At 36.5% G+C, this 8,433-nt stretch carries 8 protein-coding genes; 2 read left to right on the forward strand and 6 right to left on the reverse strand.

The window, feature by feature from the left end; all coding sequences use genetic code 11:
• Positions 1-852: 852 nt before the first annotated feature.
• From trxB to D2K62_RS18320, 5 genes are all read right to left on the reverse strand, one after another.
• Complete coding sequence (gene trxB, locus D2K62_RS18300; RefSeq protein ID WP_117148982.1) at positions 853-1,800, reverse strand: thioredoxin-disulfide reductase; 948 nt, start codon at positions 1,798-1,800, stop codon at positions 853-855.
• A gap of 413 nt (positions 1,801-2,213) precedes the next feature.
• The gene (locus D2K62_RS19530) at positions 2,214-2,516 is read right to left on the reverse strand and encodes an ArsA-related P-loop ATPase (RefSeq protein ID WP_112181959.1); all 303 of its coding nucleotides are present in this window, start codon (positions 2,514-2,516) and stop codon (positions 2,214-2,216) included.
• Positions 2,407-2,826: an arsenate reductase (thioredoxin) gene (gene arsC / locus D2K62_RS18310; RefSeq protein ID WP_112181960.1), complete on the reverse strand. Its 420-nt coding sequence runs from the start codon at positions 2,824-2,826 to the stop codon at positions 2,407-2,409. The genes D2K62_RS19530 and arsC overlap by 110 nt, the downstream gene beginning before the upstream one ends.
• A 16-nt stretch (positions 2,827-2,842) precedes the next feature.
• Complete coding sequence (locus tag D2K62_RS18315; protein WP_112181961.1) at positions 2,843-4,141, reverse strand: arsenic transporter; 1,299 nt, start codon at positions 4,139-4,141, stop codon at positions 2,843-2,845.
• Positions 4,142-4,153: 12 nt separating this feature from the next.
• Complete coding sequence (locus tag D2K62_RS18320) at positions 4,154-4,498, reverse strand: ArsR/SmtB family transcription factor (RefSeq protein ID WP_112181962.1); 345 nt, start codon at positions 4,496-4,498, stop codon at positions 4,154-4,156.
• A gap of 188 nt (positions 4,499-4,686) precedes the next feature.
• Here D2K62_RS18320 and trhA point away from each other — a divergent pair, with 188 nt between their 5' ends.
• Positions 4,687-5,334: a PAQR family membrane homeostasis protein TrhA gene (trhA, locus tag D2K62_RS18325; protein WP_112181963.1), complete on the forward strand. Its 648-nt coding sequence runs from the start codon at positions 4,687-4,689 to the stop codon at positions 5,332-5,334.
• A 143-nt stretch (positions 5,335-5,477) separates the two neighbouring features.
• On the opposite strand, the gene D2K62_RS18330 is transcribed toward trhA, so the two are convergent.
• Positions 5,478-6,605, reverse strand: coding sequence for a DEAD/DEAH box helicase (locus D2K62_RS18330; RefSeq protein ID WP_112181964.1), 1,128 nt, complete (start codon positions 6,603-6,605; stop codon positions 5,478-5,480).
• 158 nt (positions 6,606-6,763) lie between these two features.
• On the opposite strand from D2K62_RS18330, the gene D2K62_RS18335 reads away from it, so the two are divergent.
• Positions 6,764-8,197, forward strand: coding sequence for an amidase family protein (locus D2K62_RS18335; protein ID WP_112181965.1), 1,434 nt, complete (start codon positions 6,764-6,766; stop codon positions 8,195-8,197).
• Positions 8,198-8,433 lie beyond the last annotated feature (236 nt).

Below are 8,433 nucleotides of genomic sequence, written 5' to 3' on the forward strand. Positions count from 1 at the left end.
CTGGCTTTAATTTATTTTGGCGTTGAACAAAGCCTATTTCACGCGCCCATTGACGCACCTCAGAGACTGATAACACTTGATGAATGCCTTGAATAAATGGCTCCATTTCTTTCTTGAAATACATCGACATCCCCTCCAAATAACTATTTCTTATCCGTTAGGGTATCGTATTTTTCTAGTTCTTTAAACCGTAGTGCTTAGCTTGACGGCTATGGGGCACGTCTTCAGCTAACTTCATAAAGCAAAAAACGCTTTATGAAGTGGATCTTCAGACCGTGCTGTTCCCGCAGGAGTCGCAGTGGATTTTCATCGCTAGTTGCGTAATGTTTATTGTTGAAACTGATAGTGATTTATTAACGATAACAGACCTTTTCAGATATTATTCCATATAGCTTAACACTGTAATAAGCTTAATATGAATATAGAAGTCAATAGATAGCGTAGTTTATGTTACTTTTAAGTTCAATTCAGTGAAGGAAGCAAATGGATGACACTCCTGTGGGAACAGCAAATGTTTTAGGGTGGGATGAGTAATCGCAATCCCACAAGTTGAAGATCCACTCGGAAAGCGACTTTTGCTTATCCAAGTTAGCTGAGACTGTGCCCACGGAAAGCGAATCCATTTACTGATGTAACGGGTAAGAGTCTTCTCTTACCGCGGAGTTTCTCTCAAGTGCGTCAGATCAAACGGACAGATTACCAAAGAAGCGTGAAGTCAATTTCTATTTTGAATTGTTCGACTTTCTTGTTATACCAAAACTTAAGTGCCTGTTTTATAGTGCGAAAGTTGACTGATTAAAAACAAAAAATCGTCTGATCCTCTTTCATTGAAAAAGGATCAGACGATTTTGTTTAAAGCGTTTGACTCCAATCTTGAACGCTGCTTCCTTCTAAATATCTTTCTACATCTAGTGCAGCCATGCAGCCAGTTCCAGCTGCAGTAATGGCTTGACGATACTTTTTATCCTGCACATCGCCACAAGCATAGACTCCAGGGATATTTGTTTCAGTTGTTCCAGGCACAACTTGAATATAGCCTGTTTCATCCGTATCGATTTTTCCGTCTAAAAAGTCTGTGTTCGGATTATGCCCAATTGCTATAAATATACCGTCTGTTTTAACCGTTTCTTCTTCACCAGTATTGCTATCTTTAACAACTAAAGCCGATACTTTATTGCCTTCACTAATAACTTCTACTGGTGTTTTATTTAAATTCCAACTTATTTTCTCGTTTTCACTTGCTCGATTTTGCATTATTTTAGATGCACGCAATTCATCTCTACGGTGGACTATTTCAACTTCATCAGCAAATTTACTTAAAAAATTCGCTTCTTCCATAGCAGAATCTCCACCACCAATAATAACAACTTTTTTACCTCTAAAGAAAAAGCCATCACAAGTTGCACATGTGCTTACACCACGTCCCACATTTTCTTTCTCACCAGGAATATTTAACATTTTAGCTGTTGCACCTGTTGAAATAATTAATGCTTCTGTCTCTATGTCTTCTGCTCCATTCATTTTCAACTTATAAGGCTTCTCTGAGAAATCTACACCCGTTACCCAACCATTTCGAAATACAGCACCAAACTTTGCAGCTTGTTTCTTCATATTCTCAATTAATTCAGGACCCATTACACCATCAATGAAACCAGGAAAGTTCTCTACTTCAGTGGTTAAACTTAACTGTCCGCCCGGCTCTGTACCTTCAATAATAATTGGATTCATGTTCGCTCTTGCTAAATAGATAGCGGCAGTTAAGCCAGCTGGGCCTGTTCCTAGTATTACTACTTTTTCCATTCTTCTTCACCTCTTTAGGTTTTCATTTCATTAATTTAACACAAAATCTTTTACATTCTGATAACCGCTTGTTTCCTCACGAATCCAAGGAACAATTTCACTATTTCGCGTTAACGTCTTTTGTACTTTTGCAATCCATCGGTATTCAGCATTCGCTCTGCCAACTAAGATAGGGTTAGTAGTTTCTGTTTGCGTTAAACTTTAATTAATAACCCACCAGTTCGGTATAATATTTGCTCTAATTAAATCATTCTGTAACCGTTCTACCTCTAATACTGGTGGTGCCTCTGCTAGCGTTAAATTCACTACAGCAGTTTGTTTTGGATCACGAAGTTTTGGCAGTAACCTTTCGACACTTTCTGGAATTACCCCAGTAGATCTACTTATCTCTTTATGGTATTCCTGTGCAGCGTCTAATATAATAAAGTATGCCCAGTTGGAGCTGTATCAATTACAATAAGGTCATATGTTTCTACTATTGTATGATCTGCTAAAAGATTTGTAAACTGATCAAAGGTGGCTATTCCTCTGGTACATGCACCGGATCGGTAAACCCACTTCGCCTTTTTCTTGCAAGATACAGTTAACCAACTACTGGCTTTATTTTTACTTCCCTGTTTCAGCAAAAAGTTTAATACGGTCGCCAATTTGATCTCTAACAAGTTGGAAAACTTGCCATTTTTCTTCATCTGTACCTGTTGCTTTTGCTGGATCATCAAAACCCCAATGTTCTCGAATAACATGAGGCGGTGTCATCGGACACTTATCCGCTGCATCACCACATAATGTAATAGCCATCGTTGCGTTATTTAAATACGTAGCATCAATAATCTCTGACTGTTGATTTGTAATATCAATTTCGACTTCCTTCATTGCTTTAACTGCATTTGGATTAAGTCCATGTGCTTCAATTCCAGCACTCTTCACTTCCCACTCTTCTCCAAGATAGTGTTTTGCCCAACCTTCAGCCATTTGACTCCGACAAGAATTACCTGTACATAAGAAATATATTGTTTTTTTAGACATAATAATCAATCCCCTTTTAAAATAGTAGTAGTGTTAGATATAAACCAATTAAGGTAATAAACAGTATTGGCACAGTAAGAATAATTCCTGTTTTAAAATACGTGCCCCAAGATATTTTCACGCCTTTTTGTGCTAATACGTGTAACCATAAAAGTGTAGCTAGTGAACCAATTGGTGTAATCTTTGGACCTAAATCAGAACCAATAACGTTTGCATAGATTAGCGCTTCTCTGAGGACACCAGAAGTATCTGTTTCTGCAATTGCCAAAGCATCTATCAATACTGTCGGCATGTTATTCATAACAGATGACAGGATCGCGGCAATAAAACCCATAGCTATAGTTGCTACAAACAAACCTTCTTCTGCACTTGCTTGAATAAGCTGGGCTAACACATCTGTTAAACCTGCGTTCCGTAATCCGTATACGACAACATACATACCTATTGAGAAAAACACAACAGCCCATGGAGCTCCTTTTACAACTGCCATCGTATCTACTGCCTTACTATTTCTAGCCATAAATAAGAAGAAGATTGCAATAATCCCAGCTATTATTGAAACGGGAACCGCTATAAATTCACTAATAAAATAACCAACCAATAGAACCGCTAGTACATACCAAGACAAACGAAACATCTTGTAATCTTTAATTGCTTCAACTGGTTCTTTTAAATCAGCCAAATCATATGTACGCGGAATACTCTTTCTAAAGTAAATTAATAACACTACAATTGTCGTTACTAATGAAAAAATATTTGGAATAATCATTCGCGAAGCATATTCAACAAAACCAATGTTGAAAAAATCTGCAGAAACGATATTAACGAGATTACTTACAATCAATGGTAATGAAGTTGTGTCAGCAATAAATCCACTTGCCATAATAAAAGGAAATACCATTTTTTCACTGAATTTAAGATTACGAACCATCGCTAATACAATCGGAGTCAAAATGAGTGCTGCACCATCATTCGCAAAAAAGGCAGCTACTATTGCACCTAAAATACTGACATAAATGAACATTCTAATTCCACTACCACCAGCAGCACGCGCCATGTGGAGTGATGCCCATTCAAAGAAACCAATTTCATCTAATATCAATGAGATAAGTATAATTGCTACAAAAGCTAGTGTTGCATTCCAAACAATCTCTGTTACTTCTATAACATCACTAAACCCTACCACACCAACAAGTAATGCAATAACTGCTCCGCCACAAGCAGACCAACCAATTGATAAACCCTTTGGTTGCCATATAACAAAGACGAGCGTTACAATAAAAATTAATATAGCTAAAATAACTGATAATGACACTGTATCATCCCCCTAACAACACGTAATTCTTGTTCCATTTTTTTCTAAATCAATCAGTTTTTCATCTTGACTTGGAAGTTGTTTTAGAATTTGTTCAACAAAAGGATAAAATATATTTTCTTTATTAATAGAATAAAAAATCCATTGTCCGCGTCGTTCTTCTTTTACGACCCCCACATCACGCAGTTTACGAAGATGTTGACTGATTGCTGGTTGGCTCGCTTGAAAAATTTCAACAAATTCACATACACAACAGTCATTATTTTCTAGCAGTTTTATCATGGTTAAACGGGTTTTATCTCCCAGTAACTTCATAATCATTGCTGCTTTATCCATCTCTATTGCTGTTTGTAGCATTATAAAACACCTCCATATCCATCTGCATATTATCATATAATGATTTGCTTATATGTTCAACCTCATAATTGTAAAGATTCATTTACAATTCCTTTAAAATTAAATTTTGATATGACAAATGTACCTTGTTTTCCCCTAAAAAAAGTTCATAATAAGCAATAGATTATATGTAGAAGGAGATCATTTTCATGGCATTAACACACAAATTTTCAAAAGGTGAAGAAATTGCAAATGCAATAACACATGGCATTGGGGTGCTTTTAAGCATTGCTGCTCTTGTCGTATTGATTGTTTTTTCTTCATTAGAAGGAAATGCTTGGCATATTATTAGCTTTACGTTATTTGGCGTAACAATGGTCCTGCTCTATACCTCTTCAACATTGCTCCACAGTTTCCCTGAAGGAAAAGCAAAAGATGTTTTTGAGATATTAGATCATTCTTCCATTTATTTTTTTATTGCCGGTAGCTACACACCATTTCTTTTTGTTGTCGTACAAGGTGCTCAAGGTTGGACACTATTTGGAATTGTCTGGGGTCTTGCCATTGGTGGAACGATATTCAAAATTTATTTCGTGAAAAAATTCTTATTTATCTCAACCATGCTTTATGTTGTGATGGGTTGGATGATTATTTTTACATGGGGACCGTTAACGGAAAAACTAGATCCTAATGGCATCATTTTGCTCGTAATAGGTGGCTTATTGTACACATTGGGTGCTATTTTTTACGTTTGGAGAGGATTTAAATTCCATCATGCACTATGGCATGTGTTTGTTCTAGCAGGAACAGTTATGATATTCTTTTGCGTTCTTTGGTATGTACTGCCAGTTAATTAAAAAGTCTCATTAGCTAATAACTTTCATTTAAAAAGAGATAATCGCACACCGAATAGGTAATGCGATTATCTCTTTTTTAAACTATTCAACTTTCTATACCAAGAATTGTTTGCCAATTCAATCTCCAAAAGTTGCGTAATCTATTATCTTTTGTTTACTAACATTCCCTTTTGTAGAACCTTTTCTACTAATTCTATATCTAGTTCGCGACTAATCGACTTTAGCATACGTTCTTCAGCAGTTGTGATAATAGAAAGTACGTTACCTTCTCCTGAAGCACCTAAACGTCCAGTACGACCGGCTCGATGAATATATTGTTTTGAATCGGCAGGTACGTCCATTTGGATAACGTGTGAAAGATCTTTAATATCAAGCCCACGAGCAGCAACATCTGTTGCCAACAATAATTCTAACTCGTTTTTACCGAACTCTCGAATTGCCTTTTCACGTTCTTGTTTCTTGAGATCACCATGCAGTTCACCAATACGCATTCCTTTATAGTTCAACTTCTCGGCCATAACGGACAAATTGCCAATGTCTCTAAAGAATACTAATGCTTGAATTTCTTCATTCCGCACTATTTTTCGTAGCACATCAATTTTATCTCTTGCTTCACACACAAGATAACTGTATGTAACATCTGGTGTTCCTGCATCCTCTCTATTTACCCGAATCGTTTCCGGATCGACCATGAATGATTGTGCCTCAAGAGCCAAAGCTTCTGGTAATGTTGCTGAGAACAATAACATTTGTCTTTCGTTCGGTGTGCTCTTGATAATTGTAAACAGATTTTCTTTATGTTCAGGGACAAGTAATTGATCTGCTTCATCTAGAATAATCGTTTTAACTTGATGCACTTTTAATTTCTTTTGTTTAATCAATTCAAGTACCCTACCAGGGGTGCCGACGATAAGCTGAGGTTTTTTCTTTAACTTTTCGATCTGTCGTTTAATATTCGCACCACCAATTAGTGAAATACCTGAAATATCACTATCTTTTGTCCAATTTTGAACTTCGTGATAAATTTGCATAACTAATTCATGAGAAGATGCTAGGATAATAACTTGAACTTGCTTTTGTTGTATGTCAATTTCTTGTAAGATTGGAAGTAAGTAAGCTAGCGTTTTTCCACTACCAGTAGGTGATTCGACAATTACATCTTTTCCTTCAATTATTAGTGGGACAGCTTTCTCTTGTACTTGAGTTGGCGCATCAAATCCTGCATTCTCCCAAGCCTTTTCCAAAAAATCTTTCATCGTATTGTTAAACATAATAAAAAATGCTCCTTTTAGTCAGTATTTAATTTGTACGGTTACTGCAGTATAGCATGTTTCCCGTAATAATTGGAAACAAAGGTGAAGTCAATTCCTTTTCTAGACAAATATGCTAAAATAGAAGAAAATCAGCCAAAAGAGGGGAAGTAATAAGCATGTCTTTTAAAATAGAAGAAGCTACCATTAAAGAGCTCCAAAATGAACTCGAATACGGAAACATAACATCTAAACAACTTGTTCAACTGTATCTAGATAAGATTAATGAACATAATCTAAATGGACCTAAACTAAATGCTGTTCGCCAGACAAATCCTGACGCGTTAGCAATTGCTGAACAACTTGATAAAGAACGTAGCAAGGAAACGAACGGTTTACTTTATGGTATTCCCATTATCATTAAAAATAATATCAATACTAGAGATCAAATGGCTACAACAGCTGGTAGTTTAGCACTTCAACATAACTATCCAGAAGAAGATGCGTTTATAGTTAAGAAATTACGTGAAGCTGGAGCAATCATACTAGCAACTGCTAATTTAACCGAGTTTGCTAACTTTATGGCTTACGAAATGCCAAACGGGTATAGTTCTCTTGGTGGACAAGTACTTAACCCATATAATCCTGGTGTGTTTGATGTAGGTGGGTCAAGTGCAGGAACTGGCTCAGCTATTGCAGCTAATTTTGCAACTGCAGGAATTGGAACAGAAACTTCAGGCTCCATTCTTAGTCCGGCAAGTAGCAATTCGCTCGTTGGTATAAAACCGACTATTGGTTTAGTTAGTCGCACTGGTATTATCCCTATATCACATAGTCAAGATACAGCAGGTCCAATGACACGAACTGTTGAGGATGCGGCAATCATGTTAACTGTTATGGCTGGTCAAGATGAATCTGATTCTTCGACAAAAAATTTCCCGGGAAATGATACGGATTATACATCTTCATTATTAGAAGATGGATTAAAAGGAAGTAGAATTGGGATAGATAGAAGTACGTTCGCGGAACTTTCAGAAGAAGAAGTAACTGTGATCGAGGAAGCTATCGCTACTATAAAACAACAAGGCGCGACCATTATTGATCCAATTAAAATACATACGCCTGAACTAGATATGGTAGTAATGAAACATGAATTTAAGCATGACCTTAACAAATACTTAAAAACTGTATCAGAAGATGTTTCTGTCAAAAATTTAAAAGACATCATCGCATTTAATCAACAAAATAACGAGCTAGCTTTAAAATACAATCAAGAGCTTTTGGAAGATTCAGAGGCAATGAGTGATGATCCAACCGATCCTGCTTATTTAGAAAGTCGCGCGATGGATTTGAAGTACTCTCGTGAGTTAGGGATCGATGCGGTTATGGAAAAACATAACCTAGATGCAATTCTTTCACCAAACAACTGGGGAGCTTCCTTACCGGCTAAAGCTGGCTACCCATCCATTACAATCCCAGCTGGATATACAGATGAAGGAAAACCAGTTGGTATAACATTTAGCGCTAAAGCTTTTAGTGAACAAATATTAATCAAACTAGGTTACTCCTACGAACAAGCGACAAAACATCGAATAGAGCCTAGATTTCAATAAAGTATTAAGTGAAAAATCAGTGGGAAATTAAAATAAGACAATCAAATAACCGAAATTTAATCTTACCTTTTAGTAAACACCGAATTTCTTAAAATGTAAGATAGCTAAAGAGGCTGGGACATAACTAGCCAAAATAACGAAAAAGATTCCGATCATCTTAGGAAGATGGTCGGAATCTTTTTTTGTTGGATTATTTTCAGGATTTGGTGCACCATGCGCATGCTTAGCCGTGTACT

The sequence above is a fragment of the Paraliobacillus sp. X-1268 genome, from assembly GCF_003426095.1.
GTDB classification, from domain to species: domain Bacteria; phylum Bacillota; class Bacilli; order Bacillales; family Amphibacillaceae; genus Paraliobacillus_A; species Paraliobacillus_A zengyii.